The sequence below is a fragment of the Lichenicoccus sp. genome, from assembly GCF_965276875.1.
Lineage (GTDB): Bacteria > Pseudomonadota > Alphaproteobacteria > Acetobacterales > Acetobacteraceae > Lichenicoccus.
In genome coordinates this window covers 496,520-520,539 of the sequence record NZ_OZ255701.1, presented here as the reverse complement: position 1 = coordinate 520,539, position 24,020 = coordinate 496,520, and the positions used below count along the sequence as shown (strand labels likewise).

The following is a 24,020-nucleotide window of genomic DNA, read 5'->3' as shown; positions in this document are numbered from 1 at the left end:
TCCTTGGCGGGGCTTGGGGCGGAGCCCCAAACGCTTGCCCAGACCGCCTTCCAACGCGGCCGCGAAGCCGGAGAGCGCGGCGACGCCGCCGTCTCGCGCCGTTGGCTCGAAAGGGCGCGCCGGATCAGCGGCGGCGCGGTGCAGGTGGATGCCGCGCTGGCGCTGGCGCGACTGGCGGGCGGCGATCCGCGCGGGGCGGTTGTGCTGCTGCGCGATCTGCTGCGCCGGTTCGATTTTCGCGAGGGGTGGACCGCGCTGGCGGCAGCGCATCGTGCGCTCGGCGAGCCGGATGCGGCGGCGGAGGCGTTGCGGCGCGCGCTCTCGCTGCATGCGCCCGATCCGGCGCTGACCGCGATGATGCGGCAGGTGGCGTTTGGTGCGATGTGGCCTGGTTGGTGCGGCCTGTCGGGCAGCGGCAGGCTGCTGGTCGATGGGGTCGACGCGTTCGGCCAGGCGGATGTGGAGGTGTTCCTCGACGGGCGGAAGCTGCGTCGAAGGCTGCCGCCGGGCTGGCGACGAGGCGGCCAACTGGCGCTGCTTCGGGCAAAGGCGCCGCTGCTCGGCAGCCCGATTGCGATCGGCTCGGTGCTACGATCCGAGGGGTTTGTCGAATGGCGTGACGGCGGGCTGTGTGGCTGGTTGTGGCATCCAGGCGAGCCGGAGCAGGCACCTTGGCTTAGCGTAGTTGGCGAAGACGGCAGCCGCGGCAGGCTGCGTTTGCGGGCGTTTGCCGAGCAGATCGACGCTGAGACGCCGCTCGCGCGGCCGCGTCGGTTCGTGCTGCCGCAAGCGTCGCTGCCGGGCGGGCTGGTGCGGCTGTTCGGCGAAGATGGCCGCCAGCTCATCGGCAGCCCCGTGATGCGGCCCATGCGCCGGCGGGTGCGGTCCGGGACGCCTGCGAGCCGGCCGCAGAACCCTGGCTGCGACGTGGTCGTGCCGGTGTTCCGGCAGCAGCGACGCACGCTCGAATGCATCGAGATGGTGCGCGAGACGCGGCCGGCGGGGACGCGCATCGTGGTGGTGGACGATGCCTCGCCGGAGCCCGGCCTGCCGGAGGCGCTGGACCGACTGGCCGCGGCGGGTGAGATCGAACTGGTTCGCAACGCCACCAACCAGGGCTTTCCGCGCAGCGCCAACCGCGGCATCGCCGCCTGCGCCGGGCGCGACGTGATCCTGCTGAACAGCGACACGATGGTGGCGCCGGGCTGGGTCGAGGCGCTGCGTGCGGCTGTCTATCGCGCGCCCGATATCGGCACCGCGACCCCGTTCTCCAACGATGCCAGTATTCTGAGTTACCCCTCGACCACCCGTGCCAACCCGGTGCCGGACCGCGTCGAGACCCGCCGGCTGATGGCGCTTGCCGCTCGCGCCGGACGCGGTGCGGAGCCGGTCGAAATCCCCACCGGCAACGGCTTTTGCATGTATGTGCGGGCGGATTGCCTGAGCCAGACCGGGCTGCTGCGCGAGGATGTGTTTGCCCAGGGCTACGGCGAGGAGAACGATTTCTGCCTGCGCGCAGGCCGTCTCGGCTGGCGTCATGTCGGAGCGGTTGATGTCTATGTCGGCCATGTCGGCAGCGTCTCGTTCGGGCTTGCGCGTACTGCCTTGATGCGTCGCAACCTGGAGATCCTGAACCGGCTGCATCCGGGCTACGCGGTGCGGGTCGCGGCCCATGTCGCGGCCGACCCGCTGGCGCCGGCGCGGCGCCGTCTTGACCGGTTGCGTTTCATCGCCGGGCGGCGTGCGCGCGCGGTGCTGCTGATCACCCATGCGCAGGCGGGCGGTGTCGAGCGCGTGGTGCAGGCGCGGGCCAGGATGCTGGCCGGGCAGGGGATACGGCCGATCGTGCTGCGTCCGGACGGCGCGTTCTGCCTGGTCGACGATGGCGCCTCGGCCTGGCCGAACTTGCGCTACCGCCTTCCCGACGAGCTTGATCGGCTTGCGGCGTTGCTCTGCCGCGAGGGGCTGCTGCATGCGGAGTGGCACCATTGGCTCGGCCATGCGCCGGCCTTGCACGGATTATGCGAGCGGCTCGGGCTTGCCTACGACGTTCATGTCCATGACTATGCGATGTTCTGCCCGCGCATCGCCCTGGTCGGACCCGGCGGACGCTATTGCGGTGAGCCCGATCTTGCCGGGTGCGCGGCCTGCGTCGCCGACCCTCGCGGCAATCTCGGCGAGACGATCGCGCCGGCGGCGCTGGTCGCCCGCTCCGCCGCCGAGCTGGCAGGTGCTAGCGCGGTGATCGCGCCGTCGGCCGACACCGCGCGGCGGCTTGCGCGGCACTTTCCTGGCGTGCGGCCGAGGGTGGTGGCCTGGGAGGAGGACGGGCAGTTCATGCCGGCCACGCGGGCGGGAGGCCGGGCGCGGGTTTGCGTGATTGGCGCGATCGGCGTCGAGAAGGGCTTCGACGTGCTGCTCGCCTGCCTGCGTGACACCCGGGCGCGGGCGCTGGCGCTGGATTTCGTCGTGGTCGGACATACACAAGACGACGATGCGCTGTTCGAGGCCGGCTGCCTGGACGTCACCGGCCCCTACAAGGAGGCCGAGGCGGAGTCGCTGGTGCGGGCGCAGGGTTGCGACTTGGCCTTTCTGCCATCGATCTGGCCGGAGACCTGGTGCTTCACTCTGTCGCTTGCCTGGCAGGCCGGGCTGCGGGCGGCGGTCTTCGATATCGGCGCGCAGGCCGAGCGGGTGCGACGCAGCGGGCGCGGCACGGTGCTGCCGCTCGGCCTCGGCACCGCCGCCCTGAACGATAGGCTGCTGCAACTGTGCCATCTCCGCGCGCGCCCCATTGCGGATGCGGTGACGACGATGCACGATCATTTAACGAACTGACGGAACTTTACCGATGTCCCAAGCCGGTCCGGCGCCAAGCCAGAAGCTCGTCACCGAGCTGAAGGTATCCGGTCACCTGATGACGCTGGAGAAGGGGCTGTTCTGCGTCTTCCATGCGCCGGGCAGCACTGCGGCGGATCCGCAGACCGGGCTGCCTGGCGTGCGGATCACGCATCCGCCGCTGCAGGACCGTGCGCGTCTGACCATCAGCAGCTTTAGCGAGGATGGCTGGATCGGCGCCGAGGCGAGTGCCGCCCTGGTGCGGGTCAATGAGGGGCCGTCGCAGTTGCTGGTGACGATCTATCAGAACGTCGCCGGCCAGCAGGAGGCGCCGAAGCTGCAGGTGATGCGGTTGGGCGACGTGCCGGACCGGGTCGCTTTGCGTCAGGCGGTTGCAATGCCGACACAAAGAGGGGCAGTAGAGCCGAGCCCCGAGCCGGCGCCGGCGCCGACCCCGACCGAAGGTGCCGAGGTGGCGGCACACGTGCAGCGTCGTGGCGACAAGCTCGGCAGGCTTGGCGAGTGGATGGGCGAGCCGGGCAGCCAGAGCTGGATCGAGGGCTTTGCGATCGCGCCCAACCGTCATGTGACCGCCGCCGACATCGAATATCAGGCGGTGCTCGGCAAGGGCTGGCTGTCGCCCTGGTCGGAGGGTGGGCAATATTGCGGCAGCCGCGGCATGGCGCTGCCGATCCTGGGCTTGCGGGTGCGGCTCAAGGGGACGGCGGCAGAGACCCATTCGTTGCGGGTCAGTGCCACCTTTACCGACGGCAGCAAGGTCGGACCAATCGCGGATACACAGACAGCCGAGGCTGAGAGCCTGGCGCCGCTGGAGGCCTTCAAGATCGAGATCGCGCCGCTGGCGGATCAGGCGGCCGCCGATGAGCTGGAGCCCGAACCCGAGCGCGAGCCCGAGCCTGGGGTCGCGATCGCGCCGCCGCCTGCCGCCGCCGCGCCGGTGGCACCGAGCCGGCCCGCGCTCAAACCGCCGCTCCGCAAGCAGGCGGCCTTCGGCAAGCCCGGCCGTCCGAACCGGCGCTGATCGGAAGCCACCTCGACCTTGCGTTATTTGTTCGTCCACCAGAACTTCCCCGGTCAGTTCCTGCATCTGGTCCGCCACCTCACACGCCAGAACGCACATGAGGTGGTGTTCATCAGCGAGCCGAACCAGAATGCCATGCCCGGCGTGCGTCGCGTCTCCTACCGCATGAACCGTGGCGCCAATCCCGAGACCAACCCGGTGGCCCAGGAGTTCGAACTCGCGACCCTGCGCGCCGAGCAGGTGGCGCGCGCCGCGCGAACGCTGCGCGGGCTCGGCTTTACGCCGGACATCATCATCGGCCATCACGGCTGGGGGGAGATGCTCAACCTGGGCGACGTGTTCCCGGGCGTGCCGCTGCTCGGCTATCTCGAATTCTTCTACCATACCGATCGTCTCGATGTCGGTTTCGATCCGGAGTTCCCCAACGACCCGGAGATGTTCCCCCGCGTGCGTGCCAAGAACGCGGTGAACCTGCTGGCCCTGACCAATGGCGGGCGTGGCCAGACGCCGACGCTATTCCAGCGCTCGACCTACCCGAACTGGTCGCACCCGGCGATTTCGGTGCTGGCCGAGGGCGTCGACCTCGGTGTCTGTGCGCCCGACCCCGAAGCCTCGGGGCGCGACCTCGTGCTGGGTGACGTGGTTGTGCGGCCGGGAGAGAAGCTCGTCTCCTACGTGTCGCGCGACCTTGAGCCGTATCGCGGCTTTCACATCGTGATGCGCGCGCTGCCGCGTATCCTGCAGGCGCGGCCGGACGTGCGCATCGTGCTGGTCGGCGGCGACGGCGTCAGCTATGGCGCCCGCTTGGCCGAGGGCACCTGGCGCGAACACATGCTGCGCGAGGTCGGCCGCTCGCTCGATCCGAGCCGGGTGCATTTCGTCGGCAAGCTCGATTATGCAAGCTACGCCGAGCTGCTCAAGCGCTCGGATGCGCATGTCTACCTGACCTACCCGTTCGTCGCCTCCTGGTCGCTGCGCGAGGCGATGGCCAGCGGTTGCGCCATCGTCGGCAGTGACACAGCACCGGTGCAGGAGTTCATCACCGATCGCAAGACCGGCTTGCTGACGCCGTTCCACAATCCGCGCAAGCTCGGCGATGCGGTGCTCGAACTGCTTGAGGACGACAAGCTGTCCCGCCGGCTGCGCCGCGCCGCCAGGCGCGAGGCCGAGCGCACCCTGGCGATGGCGGACTACATCGCCGGCTACGAGACGTTGATCCGACAGACCATTGGTTGAAGAGGCGGGCGGCTGATGCGGCTCACGCTCGCTCCGGACGATCTGCTGCGCGATGCGTCCTACCGCCGGCTGTGGATGTCGGTGCTGACCAGCTCATTTGGCTCGCAGATCATGATCCTGGGACTGCGGATCACCGCCGCGGTGCTGTTGCGCGCGTCGCCCACGCAGATGGGAATCCTGACCGCGATGGAAAGCCTGCCCTTCGTGCTGCTGTCTTTGCCGTCGGGGGTCTGGCTCGACCGGGTTCGCAAGCTGCCGGTGGTCATCGCCGGCGAGATTGCGCTGGCGCTCGCGGCAGCCAGTGTGCCGCTCGCCTGGTGGACCGGGATTGCCTCCATCGACTGGCTGTTTGCCGTCGCCTTCCTGGTCGGGCTGGTCAACACCACGGCCGGCAGCGCCTCGCAGATCGTGCTCACCCAGATCGCCGGGCGTGAGAGGCTGATCGAGGCCAATGCCAAGAACGCGCTGGCCAATTCAGGCGCCGATGTGGCCGGACCCGGTATTGCCGGCGCCCTGATCCGCGTCGTGGGTGCGCCGGTCGCGCTGCTGTTCACCGCTTTGTTGCTGCTGCTTTCGGCCCTCATCCTGAGCCGCATACGCATCGACGAGGAACCGGCGCATGGAAGCGGGCAATTCTGGCCGGACTTGAAGAGCGGGCTTGGATTCGTGCGTGGGCGCCGGATCCTGCTGTTGCTCGGCGGCTTCGTCGCGGCTTGGCAATTCTTCTACAATGCCGCCGCTGTGGTCACCATCCTGTTCGCCACACGAACGCTGCGCCTATCCGGACAGGATGTCGGGCTTGCTTACGTGTTCCTCGGGCTCGGCACGGTGCTGGCCAGCCTGACCGGTGAGGCGATCGGGCGCCGGATCGGCCCGGGATCCTGCCTTACCGTCGGTTTCGGACTCTGCGCCGCATCCTGGCTGATGCTGGCCGCGGCCCCGGCAAACCTGCTCGGCGACGGCTTGTTCGCCTGTAGCCTGACCCTGTTCGGGTTTGGCGCGCTGCTCATCTTCATCAATTTCATCGCTTTGCGGCAATCGGTGACGCCGGCCGCGATGCTGGGCCGGATGACGAGCACCATGCGCTGGCTGATCCTGATCCCGGCGATCCCGGGCGCGTTGCTCGGCGGCTGGCTCGGCGAACACGGCGGCCTGCGCGCCTCGCTCGGCTTCGCCGGCGTGGGTGCCGCACTGCTCACGCTGGTCGCTTGGCGCAACATGGCACTGCGCGCGGTGCGGGCGTTGCCGGGCACGGAGATCAATGGAGGAACCAGATGAAGGGTCCCTCATCGAAGGCCTGATCGGGTTTGTTGTGATAACCCAGCTTGGCACGAAGCGCGTCATAGCGTACGTCGTCGATGGAAAAGCCTCGATCCAGCAGGCTTCCATCCAGGGCAACGTAGCGTTCCCACTCGCTCGTGACGCTGCACATCGCGGCCGGGACGTCCTCGCGTAGGGTTTGCGGGCAGTAGTACCATAAGACCAGAACGTGCCCGGCCGGGGTTTTTCTGCACTGCCATGCCGACACCATGGAGGCCAGCCCCTTGGTAGCTCCGAGTTCGAAAGGATAGGACACCCGAGTTTGTCGAAGATCCACAGGTACAACAGACTTGGTGGATCCTTCGCGTGCCGTCATCACCTGTGATACTGGTGCTGACCTGATGAGCTCACTCCTTACGGAGAAGCGCGTCCCGCCGCAGATCAGGCTTGCCTTGTGCAATTCAACCTGTGGGCTGCGCGCGTAAACAGCTTGCGGCCGGCAGAACGCTGCCAGACATGCGACAAGCAACACTCGCTTCATTCTGACAACCAAATCCAAATCGCCATCCCATATATCCCATTGCGCGGCACCTCTGTGGGAAATCGGCCAGACAGCGATCGCGTCCTGTGATTGTTTGGAATCATGAGCGACGTGATGCTTAACTGAATCATCATATGTTTTTTCATCGATTTGGTAGGCGCCGGCAGATGTCGATTTATGGTGCCACTTATCCAGTGGAACCACCCCGAGGTACTATCCTACCTACAACGGTCTGACCCTTTCATCCTCTCGCCTTGCGCGTCGTAGATGGGTGCGCAGATGCTGGCGGCATCCAGCGGGGACTGCCCGGCCATGCGCTGTCGCGCCACGCAGGCCCGGGTGCTCTCCCAAGGCATGCGGCCAGCATCGGCGCAGGCTGAGAGTGCCAGCAGCAGGAACAGGATCAAGCGTCGCATGGCCGCATCATAGATCGAACACGCAACGAAAGCACGCGCGACGGAGCGTCAGCCGCGATAGATCTGCACGCTGCGCGCCACCGTGTCGGCCACGTGCTCCTTGGTGATGACGCCGAGCACGCGGCCGGATTCATCGCCTGCCTCATGCCCGAGCACCACCGCCATGAAGGCGCGCTTGGCCCACATCGTCGAGATCACGTCGAAGGCGACCTCGTTCTCGCGCACGATGACGAAGTCCGCACGCGCCAGGGCGCCGAGCTTGAATTCGTCGTCGGTCGCCTGGATCACCCGCCTGAGGTCGGTATTGACGCGCAGGCAGCCGACGATCTTGCCGTCGCGGGTGACCACCACGTGCCGCAGCCCGCCTTGCAGGCTCGAGAGCTTGAGGAAATCGGCGAAGCGAACATGCTCCTTGAGCACCAGCACGTCCCGCTCCATGATCTCCGCGGCACTGCGCACCAGGAAGGTGTTGGCGTGCAGCGCCTTGGGGATCGGATGGCCGCGCCGCACCAGCTTGAGCGTGTAGATGTTTTCGCGCGACAGCAACCGGCGCACCCCTAAGGCCAGGGCCACCGCCAGGATCATCGGCAGCACGATGTCGTAGTCGCGGGTCATCTCGAAGATCATCGTCACCGAGGTCAGCGCCGCCCCGGTGCTGCCGCCGACCATCGCCCCCATGCCGACCATCGCGAACGCCGGCAGGCTGACCGGCACCCCGGGCAGCAGCCAGCCGGCGACCGAGGCAAAGGCGCTGCCGATCGCCGCCCCCATGAACAGCGACGGCGAGAACACGCCCCCCGACGACCCCGAGCCGAGGCTGATCGTGGTCGCCAGCAGCTTGGCCGCGAATAGCAGAACAAAGAACAAGGCGAGCGGCAGCATGCCGGGCGCCATGATCTGTTCGCGCAAAGCCGCCTGGATCGTGGCGTAGCCTACGCCCTCGACATAATAATGGCCGGCCCAGCGCAGCAGCCCGTAGATAAGCAAGCCTACCAGCAGCATGCCAATGAGGTGCCGCAAATAGCGGCCGCGTATCCGATCGAAGCCGTCCTCCGCCCAGTGCAGCGCGCGGATGAACAAAGCCGCAGCGACGCCGATGATGGCGCCGAGGGCGACATAGAGCAGCAAAGTGAGCACGCTGCTCGGCTCGTTCGGCAGCGACGCCAGGCTGATCGGCACGGTAAAGGCGGGTTCGGCGCCGAAGAACAGCCGGCCGATGAAGGTCGCCGACCCTGTTGCGATCGCCACCGGCAGGAACGTGTCGACGCTGATTTCCGGCAGCATGAGTTCGGTGGCGAACAGCACACCACCGATCGGCGTATTGAACGTCGCGGCAATGCCCGCACCCGCACCCGCCGCGACCAGGGTGATACGCTGGCCGGCCTGCATCTTGATCGCCTGGCCAAGCGTCGAGCCAAGGGCCGAGCCGATCTGGATGATCGGACCCTCGCGACCGACCGCCGCCCCGCTGCCGATCGCCAGCGCCGAGGCGATCGACTTCACCAGCGCCACCACCGGACGGATGATGCCGCGACCATAATAGATCGCGTCCATCACCTCGGGCACCCCATGCCCCTTCGCCTCTGGCGCGAAGTTGGAAACCACCCAGGTCACGCCAAGGCCGCCGATCACCGGCACCAGGATGACGAATGCGCCCCACGGGCTGTCCGGTGTGAAAACGCTGGCATTGTAGGCAAACGAGAATTTGCCCAAGAACATCAGGTTATGGACGAGCCCGATCAGGGCCCGGAACACCATCGCGCCGACGCCGGTGACGATCCCCACCACAAGTGCAAGCGACACCATCGGCAGCAGACTCAGCCGCGGCAGTTGCTCCAGCACCGCGACAGGCGCCGCCGGCGGCGGCCGGCTTGCGGTCGCAACCTCCGGCGCTGCCGGCGCGACGGTTGTTTCGTCGTCGGGCATGACTCTGTCCTCAAGACCAGGGCGCTGCCCTGGACCCGCTTGGGCCGTCACGCGAAGGCGTGCTTCGCACGATGGCCTCAGACCCCAATTCTGTTTAGGATGCTGCGGCCAGGGCGGTTCTGATCACTTCGGCGGCGTCTTCCTTGCTGGCCCAGCCGGTGACCTTGACCCATTTGCCGGGTTCAAGGTCCTTGTAGCGGGTGAAGAAATGCTCGATCGCCTGGCGGGTGATCGCCGGCAGGTCTTCGACCGAGGCGACATCCTTATACAGCGGATGGATCTTGTCGTGCGGCACGCAGATGATCTTCTCGTCCTGGCCGCTTTCGTCCTCCATACGCAGCATGCCGATCGGGCGCGCCCTGATCACGGCACCGGGCACCACCGGCCCGGGCGCCAGCACCAGCGCGTCCGCCGGATCGCCATCGTCGGCCAGGGTGCCGGGGATGAAGCCATAGGCGGCCGGATAGGCCATCGGCGTAAACAGGAAGCGGTCGACGAAGATCGCTCCACTGTCCTTATCGACCTCGTACTTGACCGCGGAGCCCTGCGGGATCTCGATGACCACATTGATGTCCCAGGGCACGTCCTTGCCCGGTGCGATCTTCGAGACGTCCATGCGCAGGTCCTTCTCAAGGGATGGGCTGGCAAACTAGCCAGGAACGTGCCTGTTGCCAAATTCGGGGGGATGGGCGATTTCAGAGCCGGATTGTGCGCCCGTAGCTCAATGGTTAGAGCGGGCCGCTCATAACGGCTTGGTTGCGGGTTCGAGTCCTGCCGGGCGCATTGTCTTCAAGCCGTCACGTCTCGTTCGTCAGGAGCCCGCCATGGCCGCCTACCAGTATGTCTATGTGATGAAGGACCTGACCAAGGCGTATCCGGGTGGGCGCGAGGTGTTCAAGGGCATCACGCTGTCGTTCCTGCCTGGGGTCAAGATCGGCGTGCTCGGTGTCAATGGCGCCGGCAAGTCCACCCTGCTCAAGATCATGGCCGGTCTCGAACCCGAATATGGGGGAGAGGCCTGGGCCGCCGAGGGCGTGACGATCGGCTACCTGGAGCAGGAGCCGAAGCTCGACGGGTCGCTCAATGTCGGCGAGAACGTCGCACTGGCCTTCGGCCCGTTGCGCGCCGCCATCGAGCGGTTCAACGCGATCTCGCTCGAATTCGCCGAACCCATGGACGACGACACGATGACCGCGCTGCTCGCCGAGCAGGCGGCCCTGCAGGAGCAGATCGAGGCCGGCGACGGCTGGGAACTCGACCGTCGCATTGAGATCGCGCTCGACGCGCTGGGCTGCCCACCGGCCGAAAGCGCGGTCGATACGCTGTCGGGCGGCGAGCGTCGTCGGGTGGCGCTGTGTCGGCTGCTGCTGGAGAAGCCCGACATCCTGCTGCTCGACGAGCCCACCAACCATCTCGACGCAGAAAGTGTAGCTTGGCTGGAGCGCACACTGCGCGACTATGCCGGCACGGTCATGGTCATCACCCACGACCGCTATTTCCTCGACAACGTCACCAACTGGATCCTCGAAATCGAGCGCGGCCGCGGCTATCCGTTCGAGGGCAACTACTCGTCCTGGCTCGGTCAGAAGCGCAAGCGGCTGCAGCAGGAAGAGAAAGAGGAGAGTGCCCGCCAGCGTGCGCTCGCCGCCGAGCAGGAATGGATCGGCTCAAGCCCCCGCGCGCGTCAGGCCAAGAACAAGGCCCGCATCGCCAACTACGAGAAGATGCTGGCCGAGGGGGCTGCGCGCGCCGGCGGCACCGCCGACATCATCATCACCCCCGGGCCGCGCCTGGGCGGGACGGTGATCGAGGCCGAGCAGCTTCGAAAGGCGTTCGGCAACCGTCTACTGATCGAGGACCTCGACTTCAAGCTGCCGCCGGGCGGCATCGTCGGCGTGATCGGCCCGAATGGTGCGGGCAAATCCACCTTGTTCAAGATGATCCTCGGCCAGGAGACGCCGGATTCCGGGGAACTCAAGATCGGCGAGACGGTCAAGCTCGGCTATGTCGACCAGTCTCGCGACACGCTCGATGCCGAAAAGAACGTCTGGGAGGAGATCTCCGGCGGCACCGACATCATCTATCTGGGCAAGCGCGCGGTGCCGTCGCGCGCTTATGTCGGCGCGTTCAACTTCAAGGGGCCCGACCAGCAGAAGAAGGTCGGCATCCTCTCCGGCGGCGAGCGCAACCGCGTGCATCTCGCCAAGATGCTGCGCAAGGAGAGCAACGTGATCCTGCTCGACGAGCCGACCAACGATCTCGACGTCGACACGCTGCGCGCACTCGAGGACGCGCTCGGCGAGTTCGCCGGCTGCGCCGTCATCATCTCGCATGATCGCTGGTTCCTCGACCGGCTGGCGACGCACATCCTGGCCTTCGAAGGCGACAGCCACGTCGAATGGTTCGAGGGCAATTTCCAAGCCTATATCGAGGACAAGCGACGACGCCTCGGTGCCGATAGCGTCGAGCCGCACCGCATCAAATATCGGCCGCTCGCGCGCTGATGCGCCCCGGGTGCGGCCATGATCCGCACCGCGCGGCTCGTGCTCGCCCCGGTCGGCTGGCCGGATCTTGCCGACATGGTGGCACTCAAGGGTAATCCCGGCGCGTTCGGCATGATGCTGGGCGGCGTTCGCTCGCGCAGTCAAGCGACGGACGACATGGCGGCCGATGTCGCCTTCTGGGCACGCCGCAGGGTCGGCATTTTCACGGTGCGTGAAAACGGCGCCTTCATGGGCATGACCGGCCTGCACGAGCGCCCGGATGCGCTGGGGCTGGGCCTGCGATTTGCGATCTGGCCACAGGCGCGGGGTAGGGGGATTGCCCGCGAGGCGGCCGCGGCGGCGCTACGTTTTGCACACAACCAGGGCGAGCGGCGCGTGGTCGCGGTGGCGCGCGAAAGCAATTTCGCCTCCCGTACCATTCTCGGCGGCATCGGCATGAGTGTCTGCGGCGGCTTCGTGCGCGACGGCTACACGATGGTGACCTACGAGAGCGTCCGCGATCCGGTCATGGCGCCATCATTGTCTGATCCATCCGGCCGTACTGATTGACGGTAATCCAGATGGTGCCGCCCACCATCAGCACGACGATCAGGCTGGAGAACAGGATCAGTTGCAGGTCGTCGCGCTTGGATTTCGAAAGGTCGATATGCAGGAAGAACCGGAAATGCGCGACGATCTGCACGGCGGCGGCGCAGGCGATGATCAGCAGCAGGGTATGGTGCGAGAACAGGTGCCAGCCGACGCCGGCGAACGGCAGCGCCGACAGTAGCAACGCAAGTGCAAGCCCGATGAGGTAGGAGCGCAATTCGCTGCCATATTCGTCGTCGCGTCGCATCAGGCCAGCCCTTGCAGATAGACGAGCGAGAAAATCCCGACCCAGACGATATCGAGGAAATGCCAGAACAGCGCCAGTCGCAGCAGCCGCGTCTTGACGATGCCCAGGCGACCGAACACCACGAGTTGGACCATCATGACGATGATCCAGATACTGCCGAACGTCACGTGTAGCCCGTGCGTGCCCACCAGCGCGAAGAACGCCGAGACAAAGCCGCTCCGGCTCGGCGCGCCGCCCTTGCCGATCATGGTGATGAAATCGTTGATCTCAAAGCCGAGGAAGGTGAGGCCGAGCACCAGCGTAATGCCCAGCCAGAGCAGCACCACGGAGAGGCGATGACTATATTTCATCGCCAGCGACGCCATCCCGAAGGTAAAGCTGCTGGTCAGCAGGGCGCCGGTCTCGATCGCCGCACTATGGATATCGTAGAGCTTGGCGGGACCGGGTCCGCCGGCCTCATGGCCGAGCATGGTGGCGTAGGTTGCGAACAGCAGCGAGAACAGCACCAGGTCGCTCATCAGGAACACCCAGAAGCCGAACACCACCTCCTCGGCTTCCTCGTGGGTTTCCCGGTCGAGGCTGCCGAAATTGAGCCCGGGATGCTTTCGCTCGGTGGCGCTCATGCTGCCGCCGGCTCCGCCAGGCCGTGATTGGCCGCGGCGTTCTCGTCCTCGCGCGACACCTCGGGTTCCATGCGGATCCGGCGCAGCCAGGCCTCGTGCGTCGCCCGTATTTCGGCCGCGGGAATGATGCGCTTGGTGTTGAGCACGAAGCTGCGCGCAATCGTGGTGGCAATGACCACCAGCAGGGCGAATGCCGCCAGCCACCAGATATGCCAGACCAGGGCGAAGCCGCAGACGGCACCCGCGCCGCCGATCACCGGGCCGACCATGCTGTTCTTCGGCATTTCGATGTCTTCGTAGGTGCGCGGCGAGAGATAGGCGGTGCCGCCCAGCTTGCGCTCCATGAAGGTGTCGCGGCCTTCCACCACGGGAATGACCGCGAAGTTGTATTCCGGTGGCGGCGCCGACATCGACCATTCGAGTCCGCGGCTGTTCCAGGGGTCGCCGAGGCCCACCCGGTTGCTGTCGCGATGCAGGATACTGAGTGCCAGTTGCAGGAACAGGCTGCCAAGGGCAGCGAGCACCAGCAGTGCCCCGAAGGCGGCAATGATGGTCCAGGGCAGATACGCCGCCTGGAAATACTCATCCGTGCGTCGCGGCATGCCGAGCAGGCCCAGCGCGTAGAGCGGCATGAAGGCGAACAGGAAGCCGAAAAACCAGAAGAAGCAGGAAATCCGCCCCCAGCGCTCGTTCAGCCGAAAGCCGAACGCTTTGGGAAACCAGTAATGGTAGCCGGCGATCATGCCGTAGAGCAGGCCGGGGATCAGCACGTTGTGGAAGTGCGCCACCAGGAACACGGTGTTGTGCACCTGGTAGTCGACGCCGGGGTTGGCCAGGATGATGCCGGTCAGGCCGCCGACGGCGAACAGCATGATGAAGGCGAGCGAATACAGCATCGGCACCGTGAAGCGGATGCGCCCACGGTAGATGGTCAGGATCCAGTCGTAGATCTTTACCCCCGTGGGGATGCCGATCAGCATGGTGGCAATGCCGAACACCGCGTTTACATTGGTGCTCTGACCCATGGTGAAGAAATGGTGCAACCAGACGGTGAAGGAGAGCACCGCGATGGTCATCGTGGCCCAGACGAGGGATTTGTAGCCGTAGAGCCGCTTGCTCGCGAACGTCGCGATCACCTCGGAGTACACACCAAACGCCGGCAGGATCAGGATATAGACCTCGGGGTGGCCGAACAGCCAGAACAGGTTGGCGTAGTTCATGACGTTGCCGCCGAACCCGTTGGTGAAGAAATGCGCGCCCAGATAGCGGTCCATCGCCAGCATCGCGGTGGCGACGGTCAGCGGCGGCATTGCGAAGATCATCAGGATGCTGGTGCATAGCGCCGTCCAGCAGAACAGCGGCATGCGGAACAGGTGCATCCCCGGCGCTCGCTTCTTGTAGATCGTGACCGCGAAGTTGAGCCCGGTCATGGTGCTGGCAAGCGAACTCAGCGTCAGTGCCCAGATCCAGTAGTCCGGACCGACGCCCGGATTGAACGGCAACTCGGTATAAGGCGGATAGCCGCTCCAGCCGCCGGTTGAGAATTTGCCGAGATCGAGCGAAATCATCATCAGCCCGGCACCACCCGCGGTCAGTCCAAGGCTGATCGAATTGAGCATCGGAAAGGCGACGTCTCGGGCGCCGATCTGCATCGGCATGGCAAAGTTGAACAAGCCTGTCAGGAACGGCATCGCCATGAAGAAGATCATGACCGTGCCGTGGGTGGTGAAGAGCTGCGAGAAGTGGTCGGGCGGCAGGTAACCTGGCGAATTATAGGCGACCGCCTGCTGGGCGCGCATCATGGAGGCCTCAATCACCGCGCGCGACAGCATCACCAGGGAAATCACGACATACATGATGCCGATCTTCTTGTGATCGACGCTGGTCAGCCAGCCGAACCATAACGGGCGCCACAGCTTGAAATAGGTGATCAGCGCGGTGACGATGACCGCGCCGAGAACGACGAGCGAGGCCGCGAAGGTCGCGATCGCGCTGTAGAACGGCAGCGCATTGAACGAGAGCTTGCCGAAAATGATGTACAGCCAGGGGATCGTGTGCATGCTCTAGCGCTCGCTGACCATCGAGGCGCCATTATGGTAGCCGGAGACGATCGATTTGAAGAGGTTGGGTTTGATGCCCGAGAAGGAGAGCGTGGCCGTCGGGGCGACGCCGAAGTTCTGCTTCGCCGTCTTGATCGTGCCGAAGTCGGCGAGCCGAAGGTAAGCGGCGCCATCGAGGGTTTGGCCGCTTTTGCGCATGGCAGTCGACCAGGATGCGAAATCCTTCGGCGACATGACCGAGACGGTGAATTTCTCTTTCATGAAGCCATTGCCGTTATAGAGCGTGTTCTCGCCGAGCAGTGTCGCGGGCTTGTCCGCCAGCAGGTTCAGCTTGGTGACCATGCCGGCCATCGCATAGATCTGGCCGCCCAGTGCTGGGATCAGGAACGACTGCATTGTGGCATCGCTCGTCAGCCGAAAACTGACCGGCTGTCCCGCAGGCAAAGCGAGAACTCCGACGGTTGCGATGTTCTGCCGCGGATAGAGGAACAGCCACTTCCAGTTCAGCGCGATCACCTCCACGTCGAGCGGTGCGACACCCGGCTTCAGCGCCGCATACGGGTCGAAGCGGGTCTCATTGGCGATGATGATGTAGGACAGGCCGCCCACGATGAGGAACGGGATGCCCCAGATCATGAACTCCAGCGGCCAGGAGAACGCCCAGTCCGGACGGTAGACCGCCTTGGTGTTGGTGCGACGGTATCGCCAGGCGAACAGCGGCACCAGCACGAGCACTGGGACCACGACAACCGCCATCAGGATGGTAATCTCGAACAGCCATGTCCGCTGAGCCGCGGCAACCGGGCCATGCGGATGCAGGAAAGACGCGCCGTCCTCGGCGCAACCGGCAAGGCACGCCAGCAATGGCAGCACACCTATCCTCAGTCCGGAAAGCATACTGCCTCTTCGTGACGCCGCCTTCGGCAGCCTCAACACGCCGTGGGTTTGCCGGTTCCGGCTCTCACGACTGGTGCGCGGCCTGGCGTTCCATGGCCTTGAGCAGTTCCGCGATGCTGCCGCCGTGACGGCCGAGATAGCTGGTGTAGTCGCCGCGTTCGGTGATCTTCAGGCTGACGCCCTCGCCGATCACGTCGGTGATTTTCTGCTTGCCGTCGACCTGGCTGACAACCCATTGCGCGGCCAGCGGTGGCTGCCCTGGCCGCGTGATCCGGGTGTTGACCACGCTGCTGCCCGGCCCGTGCGGGGTCGTTCCCTCGACGTCCAGCGCCACGCCCTTGAACTGGCCCATCTTGCCGAGGATGTTGTTGAACAGGACACGGTGAAAGAGCGTCATGAACTGCTGCTGCTGCGCCGGAGTCGCGGCGTGCCAATAATGGCTGAGCGAGAAGCGGGCAATGCCGCTGACGTCGATATAATCGTCGATCAGCGGCAGGAGTTGGTGCTGTTTTTGCACCATCGGCGCCGAGCTGTTGAGGATCGCGGTCATCTTGGCGGCGAGCCGGCGGATAAAGTCGGCGTCACTGCCGCCCTGCTGCGCCATGGCCGAGGACAGCGGCGTCGCAAGGATGATGGTGGCGCCGATCAAGGCGAGGGCATGTCGGCGGGTCAGGGTGGTCGGCATCGCATCAGTCCCGATCAGTGGGTGTACCAGTCCGGCGTCGTTGTCTGGTTATCCTGGCGAACCTCCTCGATCTCCGCTTGCCGGTGCTGCCTGTAGAGGCTGCGCAGCGCGGCGTACGGGTCGAGATAATTGTTGTTGATCTGTTCGAATTCACCCAGCACCCTGGCACGCGCATCGACGATGGTAACACCGTAGAGGGCGTCGTTCAGGGTCAGCAAGCCGTAACCTTTCGGCACGTAGGTGAGCGGCGACAAAGCGACGTCCATGACGAAGCCGCCGGCGCTGCGTGGCGAGTTCGGCCCCAGCAAGGGCAGATAGAGGTAGGGCCCGCTCGGCACACCCCAGATCGCCAGCGTAATGCCGCCGTCATTCTCATGTCCCGGGTAGCCCCAGTCGCGCGCGACGTCGAAGATGCCCGCGACGCCAACCGTGGAATTGATCAGGAAGCGCATGAAGGTGGTGCCGGCACGCCGCGACTTCGCCTCGAGCACATCGTTGGCAAGCCGCGTCGGTGCGGCGAAGTTGCTGAGCACGTCGTGCACGCCGGTGCGTACCGGGACCGGCAGCACATCGACATAGGCCTGCGCCACCGGCTTGAGGGTATAGCGGTCGACAGTGTTGTTGACACGATAGAAGAAGCGGTTGGTCGGCTCCAGCGGATCGTCGTTGGCGCGGTATTCGGAGAGTGCCGCCGGGTCCTTGGGCGGGGTGGCGCAGCCGCTGAGCGACAGCAGGGCCGCCGCCACGACGCCCCCGGCGGCCGCGTTCCTGATCCACCCGGCCGCCGCCTTCTGTGCCGCCGCCTTCTGTTTCGTTTGCGCGCGCATCGTCATCCCTGGTTCGGTCTCGCGAGGCTTGCCGCATGACCGCTCGGTCATCCAGCGTTCCCTGTCTAACATGGATGCTGCTACGCGCAATCCGTGCGCTGGCTGCCGTTAAACGCGCGAATTGCACGCAGCCTGTTGCTCGCGTACCATGCCGCTCCGCTCAACGGACCTCCGCGCATGCCCAATTCCGACCGCGACTTCCAACTCGCGCCGCTCGAGCGCTGGCTAACCGGCCCGCGCTTCAAGGGCTTGCCGGCGCCGTCGCGCGAGCGTCCGCCGGTGCTTTCGTTCGAGTTCTTCCCGCCGCGCACCGAGGCGCTGGAGGCGCAGCTCTGGGCCGCCATTCGCCGGCTGGAGCCGCTCGCCCCGAGCTTCGTCTCGGTCACCTACGGTGCCGGCGGCTCGACCCAGAGCCGCACCCACGAAACCGTGGCGCGCCTGGTGCGCGAGACCACGTTGGTGCCGGCGGCGCACCTGACGTGCGTGGGGGCCGCATGCGGCGCGGTCGACGACGTGGCGCGGCAATACTGGCAGGAAGGCGTGCGTCACATCGTGGCATTGCGCGGCGACCCGCCCGACGGCGGAGCGTTCGAGGCGCACGCGGATGGCTACGATAGTGCTGCCGATCTGGTCGCGGGCCTGAAGCGCGTCGCCGATTTCGAGATCTCGGTCGCCGCCTACCCGGAGGTGCATCCGATGGCGGCCAACCCGCAGGCCGACCTCGACAATCTCAAGCGCAAGCTCGATGCCGGCGCCAGCCGCGCGATCACCCAGGTGTTCTTCGAGGCCGAGGTGTTCCTGCGCTTTCTCGACCGCTGCCTCGCCGCGGGCATTACAGCACCCGTGGTGCCGGGGATCATGCCGGTCTCCAACTTTGCCTCGGCGCGCCGCTTCGCGCAGAGTTGCGGTGCCACGATCCCGGCTTGGCTGGATGCGATGTTCGCCGGCAGCGACGAGCAGCCTGAGCTACGCCGCATGGTCGGCGCCGTCGTCGCCGCCGAGCAGGTCCGCCTGCTACAGGCCAACGGCGTCGACGAGTTCCACTTCTACACGCTCAACCGCCCCGACCTGACCTACGCCATTGCCCATATCCTGGGCGTACGGCCGAAGCCGCGCGCTGAGGGGTAGGCAAGGCGTTCAGGCAAGCGGATATCGCGCCACCCCCCTCAGGGCCACATGCAGCAAGCCTCCCGTGTCGCCCGCCTTCGGCAGGTCGAGGTCCGCGGCACCGTTGGTCCAACGGGAACCATTTTCCAGGTCGTGCCAGCCGGCGCCAAGGCAGCCGGCAGCGTCGTGGACGACGCATTGGCTGCCGTCCCAGGCCCATAGCTTCTCGACCGCGACGCCGAGGCGGCGACGATCGTCTACGAACGGCCCAATCGTCTCGCTCGGCGCCGCCGCCCGCGACAGCAGCCGTATGGCCTGACGGTTGCGCGGGATGCGGAACATGTAGCGCGCCGCATCGAACCAGTCCGCTGCCAGCATTTGCCCGTCGTCGAGCAGCAGCCGCAGCGCGGGCTCCTGCGTCATGACCGGCGCCCCCGGCAACCCGGCCTCAAAGCCAAGGCTTGCCGCCCCCAGCGCCAGACGCTGCCAGATCGGCTCCACCGTGGCGCGGTCGACCGCCAGCGGCGCCCCCGGCATCTGCGGTGCGGCGCGGGTGCCGGGCTCGGCAAACATGTCGCGATTGCCGGTATCGAGATAGCTCTCCGCCGGCAAACCCTCCGCCAGCAGGATGCCGTGCCGGGCCAGTTCGACATGGTGGTAGCGATAGTGGATGAAGCTCTCGTCGATGACGATGGAGCGTCCGTTGACCAGCATGCGCACCGGGATCAGCCGTCCCTCGACGAACAGGCAATGTTCCGGCGTCAGCAGCAGGTCGCGCTTCGGCAGGTCCACACCGAAGGCGCCGCGTCGCACGCGCACCGGATAGGCGTCACGCGGACTTGCCTGGCTTGCGACGTCGATGCTGTTGCTGCCGACCCAGACGACGCGGGCACGGGTGGTCCTGCCGTTGACCAGGCGGCTCACCATGTCGCCCGCGCGCAATCTCTCGACGGCGACCTCGCCGCGCGGTGTCGCAATCGCGGTGCCGGGCAGGAAGCAGGCGGTCGACACCAGCTCCACCTGATTGCTCGGTGACGTGGTGAGGTGCAGGTTGCCGGCCGTGGCACCGGCGATGCTGAACTGGTAGGGGCCGCCCGTCCCGCCGGAGACCGTGACCAGGCCGCCCGAGCCGACCGTCAGGGTGTCCGCGGCAGCACTGGTCTGGCCGCTGAGCACGATGGCGTCGCCCACGTCGAAGCCCGACACGTTAATCGTCGAACTGACAGGGGGTCCGACCACGAGGGTGCCGGACGTCCCGTTGGCGAAAGCGGTGGTTCCGGTCAGATCGTCGCCGTTCAGGACGGTCAGCGTACCGCCCGAGATCGTGGCAAAGCTGGCAAGTCCTCCGGCGGAGATGGTGGCGCTGCCGCCGGAGCCGACGATCAGGATATCGGCGGCACCTCCCGAGTTGACCCCGAAGAAGCCACCACTGACGACGCTGACGTCGCTGCTGTTGCCGCCCGCAAGCATCTGCACGTCGCCGCTGTCGATCGTGAGCCCCGAGGCATAGCCTCCGGATTCAACATAAGCCAGGCAACCGTTCTCGACGGTGACGCCGAGTTCCTCGCCCAAGACAAAGTTGTAGGTTCCCGCCTGGATCCCGCCGCTGACGATGCCTCCTGCTTGGACGTTGATGACGCTCCCATTTTCGGAATTGGCGTCGGTCGCGAGACCACCCGAATAGACCTCAAGGTTGCCCGCGATGACGTCGGTGCCGCGAGCGATGCCGCCGGCGCCGACATATTCCTCCAACCCGCCGGACAGCACCGTGCCCACGCTCAGTCCACCGGAGGAGACGAACTCCTCGCCATTGTTCATCACGAGGTCGCTGGTCACTCCGGAGGCGCCAACATTGATCGTTCCACCGTTGAGCGTTCCCCCGGACATCACGCCACTGTCGTTGACGACGCCTCCCGTAACCACGGTGCCGAGCCCGCTGCCGCCGGCGCTGATCACCTCCTGGCCGCCGCTGCCGATGGCCAGATCCACGGTCTGGCCGCCGCTGAGCACGGTCTCGGTGACGCCCGAGCCGACCGAGCCGCTGCTGACCTGGCCGGAACTGACGATGATGTTGGGAGAGGTGACGATCTCAAGCTGGCCGGTGGCGGTGCCCGACAGCATCAGGCTGTTGGTGGTCGCGCCCGCGACGGTCAGAGTGTAGGTGGTGGAGCCATCCGAGACCGTAACGGCACCGCCGGAGTCCACGGTCAGGCTGTCGGCGCTGCTGCTGTACTGCGAGCCGCTCAGCACGATTGCGTCGCCGAGGGTGAAGCCGGAGACGGTGACCCCGTCGATCGCTCCGGCGCTGGTTGCCAGGGTGCCTATCGTGCCGGACGCAAACGAGACGCCGCCGCCGACCAGGGCACCGGTATTGAGCTGCAGGGTGCCCCCGGCGATGAGTGTGCGGATGACGTCGCCGCCGGCATTGACGGTCTCGGTGCCGCCGGAGGCGATGGTCGTGGCGGTGGCAAAGCCGCCTCCCAAGACCTTCTGGGTGCCCCCGGAGCTGACCACGCTGCCCGATGCGGTGGCGCCCGCGCCGACTGTCTCGCTGGCGCCGCTGCTGATCATCGTGCCCTCGACGAGGCCGCCTGAGGCGATGCTCTCGTTACCGCCCGAGCTGATCACGCTACCGCTGCCGATCGCACCCGAGGCGATGCTCAAGGTTGCGCCGGAGCCGATGATGGTGCCGCTCGCCAGGCCACCGGAGGAGACGGCTTCGATGGTGCCGCCGGAGATCATGGTGTTCACGGTGGTGCCTCCGGAGGAGACCTGCACCGGCGTGTAGGGGTTGTTGATGGCAACCAGGCCCGAGGCGACGCCGCCGGCGCCGACATGCACGGTGCCGCCGGAGACCAGGCGCGTGCCAGAGATCAGGCCGCCGGAGCTGACATAGATGTCGATCAGCCCGCTGCTCACCGCGGCGCCGCCGAGGATCGTGCCGGTATCGAGGATGCTGCCGCTCAGCAGGCCGGAACCCGCCGACAGCACGCCGCCGGCCAGGACCGTGCCGGCGACGACCTCGCCGGAGCCGGCCAGGATTGCGGTGCCGCCGCCGGCCACGATGCTGTTGCTCGCGACGGCGCCAGACGAGACGATCAGGGTGGCGCCGCTGTTGACGGTGGCGCTGACCGCCGTGCTGCCGGACGAGACGATGATGGTGTTCAGGGCCGCCTGGGTCGCGACCAGTCCCGAGACGGTGATCCCGTCGGCGAGGATTTCGGTGCCCCCGGAAAACACCAGGTTGCTGGTGACCGCCCCGCCGCTCTGGAACTCGATGGCGCCGCCGCTGAGCACGGTCGTGTTGGTGTCGGACGAGGGCGTGGCGCCGGACTGGATGACCGCCAAGCCGCCCGAGCTGATCACCGTGCCGACGGCGGTGGTGCCGCCGTTCATGAACAGCACGCCGCCCGAGCCGACGGTCGCACCGCTGACGGTGCCTGACTCGGTGGCGGATACGATGCCACCGGCGTCGATCACGGCCCCGCTTGCCGTCGCGCCCGAGGTCACCAGCTCGACACCTCCGGAGGAGACGATGCTTTGCCGTGAGACACCGGCCGCCGACAGCGTTTGCGTTCCACCCGCCTCGATTACCGAGCCGGAGGCGACGCCGCCGGAGCTGACGATCTCGCGGCCACCAGAGGTGAGCAGCGTGCTGCTGGTGACGCCCTGGGCGGTGACGATTTCCGCGCCATTGCTGGAGACCGCGTCGTTGATCGAGATGGCGCCGGAGGAGACGTACTCGGTGCCGCCTAAGCCGATTAGGCTGCCGCTGGCGATGCCGCCGGCGCTGAGTCTTTGGACGCCGCCGGCGCTGAGCACCGTGCCACTCGCGGTGCCCCCGGAAGAGACATATTGCGCTCCCCCCGAGCGGACGATGGTGCCTTGCGCTACGCCGCCCGAGGAGACGACCTCGCTGCTGCCGCCGGAGACCGTGTCATTGATGGTCAGGCCGCCGGAGGAGACCTGCAGCGCCGAAGAATTGTTGTTGAAGGCGGCCACGCCGTAGGCGACGCCGCCGGCGCTGACCACCACCTTGCCGCCGCCCGACATGACGAAGCCGTAGATCAGGCCGCCGGAGGTGACGTCGACCTCCATGGTTCCGCCGCTGAAGGCCGAACCGGCAACGATGGTGCCGGAGTCGCTGAATAGGCCGCTCAGCACGCCGATGCCTGCCGATACGACGCCTCCGGCCTGTATGGTGCCGCCCCCCAGCAATCCGCTGGAGCTCACGATCACGGTCGCGCCGCTGTCGACGGTGGCGTTCACCGCCTTGCTGCCGGACGAAACCACAAGGGTGTTCAGGCCGGTCTGCGTCGCTGTCAGGTTCGAGACGGTGATGCCATAGGCCAGGATTTCCGTGCCGCCGGAGAACACCAGCCCGTTGGTGACGGCGGCGCCGCTCTGGAACTCGATGGCGCCGCCGCTGAGCACGGTCGTATTCGTGTCGACCGATGGCGTGTCGCCGGACCTGAAGATCGCCAAGCCGCCCGCGCTGATCACGGTGCCGACCGCGGTGGTGCCGCCGTCCATGATCAGCGTGCCACCCGACTGGACGGTGGCGCTGCTGACGGTGCCGAAATTGCTGGCGGACAGGACGCCGCCGGCGCCGATCGTGGCGCCGCTCGCGGTCGCGCCCGAGGTCACCAGCTCGACGCCGCCGGAGGAGACGATGCTCTGCCGTGAGACACCGCCGGCCGACAGGGTCTGCGTTCCGCCCGAGCCGATCACGGTGCCGCTGGCGACGCCGCCTGAGTAGACGACCTCGACCGCGCCGCCATAAACGTTGTCGGCCACGGTCAGGCCGCCGGAAGAGACCTGTATCCCGGAGTAGGTGGTGCCGTACTCCGTAATGCCCGAGGCCACGCCCCCGGCGGAGACGGCGACCGTTCCGTTCCCGTCGATCACATCCCCTGAGATCAGGCCACCGGAGGCGATGGTGATTTGCTGGGTGCCGCCACTCGATGACGAGCCGCCAAGGATCGTGCCGGCGTCGTTGATGGTGCCGCTCAGCCGGCCGGCGCCGGCGGACAGCACGCCGCCCGCGTGGATCGTGCCGCCCGAGGCGAGAGCACCTGGGGCAAGCGTTTCGACGCCGCCGCTGTTGATGACGGTGTTGGCGGCAGTGCCGCCGGACAGGACGGTCTCGCTATCGCCGCCGTTCAGCGTGATACCTGAACTCGTAGCACCCGAGCTGACGGTGTAATTGGTCATCGCGAGACA

At 66.5% G+C, this 24,020-nt stretch carries 18 protein-coding genes and 1 tRNA gene; 8 read left to right on the top strand and 11 right to left on the bottom strand.

What is annotated here, in order from left to right:
* The first annotated feature begins 3 nt into the window (after nt 1–3).
* The 4 genes from ACQY4K_RS02605 to ACQY4K_RS02590 are packed head-to-tail and all read left to right on the top strand — an operon-like array spanning nt 4 to nt 6,394.
* A complete protein-coding gene (locus ACQY4K_RS02605) occupies nt 4–2,838 on the top strand; it encodes a glycosyltransferase (RefSeq protein WP_428393175.1) in 2,835 nt (944 codons plus the stop codon).
* A 13-nt stretch (nt 2,839–2,851) separates the two neighbouring features.
* On the top strand, nt 2,852–3,880 hold the full coding sequence (locus tag ACQY4K_RS02600; protein WP_428393173.1) for a hypothetical protein: 1,029 nt from the start codon (nt 2,852–2,854) through the stop codon (nt 3,878–3,880).
* A gap of 18 nt (nt 3,881–3,898) precedes the next feature.
* Nucleotides 3,899–5,116, top strand: a complete 1,218-nt coding sequence (locus tag ACQY4K_RS02595; RefSeq protein WP_428393171.1) for a glycosyltransferase family 4 protein — start codon at nt 3,899–3,901, stop codon at nt 5,114–5,116.
* 15 nt (nt 5,117–5,131) lie between these two features.
* Nucleotides 5,132–6,394 (top strand): MFS transporter, encoded by a 1,263-nt coding sequence (locus ACQY4K_RS02590; protein ID WP_428393169.1) that lies wholly within the window; start codon nt 5,132–5,134, stop codon nt 6,392–6,394.
* Here ACQY4K_RS02590 and ACQY4K_RS02585 read toward each other — a convergent pair.
* The 4 genes from ACQY4K_RS02585 to ppa all read right to left on the bottom strand — a co-directional run bounded on the left by ACQY4K_RS02585 (nt 6,375) and on the right by ppa (nt 9,875).
* Nucleotides 6,375–7,121, bottom strand: coding sequence for a hypothetical protein (locus tag ACQY4K_RS02585; protein ID WP_428393167.1), 747 nt, complete (start codon nt 7,119–7,121; stop codon nt 6,375–6,377). The genes ACQY4K_RS02590 and ACQY4K_RS02585 overlap by 20 nt on opposite strands.
* Before the next feature lie 14 nt (nt 7,122–7,135).
* Nucleotides 7,136–7,333: a hypothetical protein gene (locus ACQY4K_RS02580; RefSeq protein ID WP_428393165.1), complete on the bottom strand. Its 198-nt coding sequence runs from the start codon at nt 7,331–7,333 to the stop codon at nt 7,136–7,138.
* A gap of 48 nt (nt 7,334–7,381) precedes the next feature.
* Nucleotides 7,382–9,259 (bottom strand): chloride channel protein, encoded by a 1,878-nt coding sequence (locus tag ACQY4K_RS02575; protein WP_428393164.1) that lies wholly within the window; start codon nt 9,257–9,259, stop codon nt 7,382–7,384.
* Between the two features lie 94 nt (nt 9,260–9,353).
* Complete coding sequence (gene ppa / locus ACQY4K_RS02570; RefSeq protein ID WP_428393162.1) at nt 9,354–9,875, bottom strand: inorganic diphosphatase; 522 nt, start codon at nt 9,873–9,875, stop codon at nt 9,354–9,356.
* 94 nt (nt 9,876–9,969) lie between these two features.
* On the opposite strand from ppa, the gene ACQY4K_RS02565 reads away from it, so the two are divergent.
* The 3 genes from ACQY4K_RS02565 (at nt 9,970) to ACQY4K_RS02555 (ending at nt 12,312) form a co-directional block, all read left to right on the top strand.
* A tRNA-Ile gene (locus tag ACQY4K_RS02565) sits at nt 9,970–10,042 on the top strand.
* A 41-nt stretch (nt 10,043–10,083) separates the two neighbouring features.
* On the top strand, nt 10,084–11,763 hold the full coding sequence (gene ettA / locus ACQY4K_RS02560) for an energy-dependent translational throttle protein EttA (RefSeq protein WP_428393160.1): 1,680 nt from the start codon (nt 10,084–10,086) through the stop codon (nt 11,761–11,763).
* A gap of 18 nt (nt 11,764–11,781) precedes the next feature.
* Nucleotides 11,782–12,312 (top strand): GNAT family N-acetyltransferase, encoded by a 531-nt coding sequence (locus tag ACQY4K_RS02555; protein WP_428393159.1) that lies wholly within the window; start codon nt 11,782–11,784, stop codon nt 12,310–12,312.
* On the opposite strand, the gene ACQY4K_RS02550 is transcribed toward ACQY4K_RS02555, so the two are convergent.
* From ACQY4K_RS02550 to ACQY4K_RS02525, 6 genes are all read right to left on the bottom strand, one after another.
* Entirely contained in the window at nt 12,269–12,598 is a 330-nt protein-coding gene (locus ACQY4K_RS02550) for a cytochrome o ubiquinol oxidase subunit IV (protein ID WP_428393157.1), read from the bottom strand. The genes ACQY4K_RS02555 and ACQY4K_RS02550 overlap by 44 nt on opposite strands.
* Entirely contained in the window at nt 12,598–13,221 is a 624-nt protein-coding gene (locus tag ACQY4K_RS02545) for a cytochrome (ubi)quinol oxidase subunit III (RefSeq protein ID WP_428393155.1), read from the bottom strand. The genes ACQY4K_RS02550 and ACQY4K_RS02545 overlap by 1 nt, the downstream gene beginning before the upstream one ends.
* The gene (locus ACQY4K_RS02540; RefSeq protein ID WP_428395920.1) at nt 13,218–15,254 is read right to left on the bottom strand and encodes a cbb3-type cytochrome c oxidase subunit I; all 2,037 of its coding nucleotides are present in this window, start codon (nt 15,252–15,254) and stop codon (nt 13,218–13,220) included. Before ACQY4K_RS02540 ends, ACQY4K_RS02545 begins: the two co-directional genes overlap by 4 nt.
* A gap of 30 nt (nt 15,255–15,284) precedes the next feature.
* Entirely contained in the window at nt 15,285–16,154 is an 870-nt protein-coding gene (locus tag ACQY4K_RS02535) for a cytochrome ubiquinol oxidase subunit II (RefSeq protein ID WP_428393153.1), read from the bottom strand.
* 88 nt (nt 16,155–16,242) lie between these two features.
* Nucleotides 16,243–16,863 (bottom strand): MlaC/ttg2D family ABC transporter substrate-binding protein, encoded by a 621-nt coding sequence (locus ACQY4K_RS02530; protein WP_428393151.1) that lies wholly within the window; start codon nt 16,861–16,863, stop codon nt 16,243–16,245.
* Between the two features lie 14 nt (nt 16,864–16,877).
* Nucleotides 16,878–17,741, bottom strand: coding sequence for an MlaA family lipoprotein (locus ACQY4K_RS02525; protein WP_428393149.1), 864 nt, complete (start codon nt 17,739–17,741; stop codon nt 16,878–16,880).
* Between the two features lie 126 nt (nt 17,742–17,867).
* On the opposite strand from ACQY4K_RS02525, the gene metF reads away from it, so the two are divergent.
* The gene (gene metF / locus ACQY4K_RS02520; protein WP_428393147.1) at nt 17,868–18,818 is read left to right on the top strand and encodes a methylenetetrahydrofolate reductase [NAD(P)H]; all 951 of its coding nucleotides are present in this window, start codon (nt 17,868–17,870) and stop codon (nt 18,816–18,818) included.
* A gap of 9 nt (nt 18,819–18,827) precedes the next feature.
* On the opposite strand, the gene ACQY4K_RS02515 is transcribed toward metF, so the two are convergent.
* A complete protein-coding gene (locus tag ACQY4K_RS02515; RefSeq protein WP_428393145.1) occupies nt 18,828–24,011 on the bottom strand; it encodes a Hint domain-containing protein in 5,184 nt (1,727 codons plus the stop codon).
* Nucleotides 24,012–24,020 lie beyond the last annotated feature (9 nt).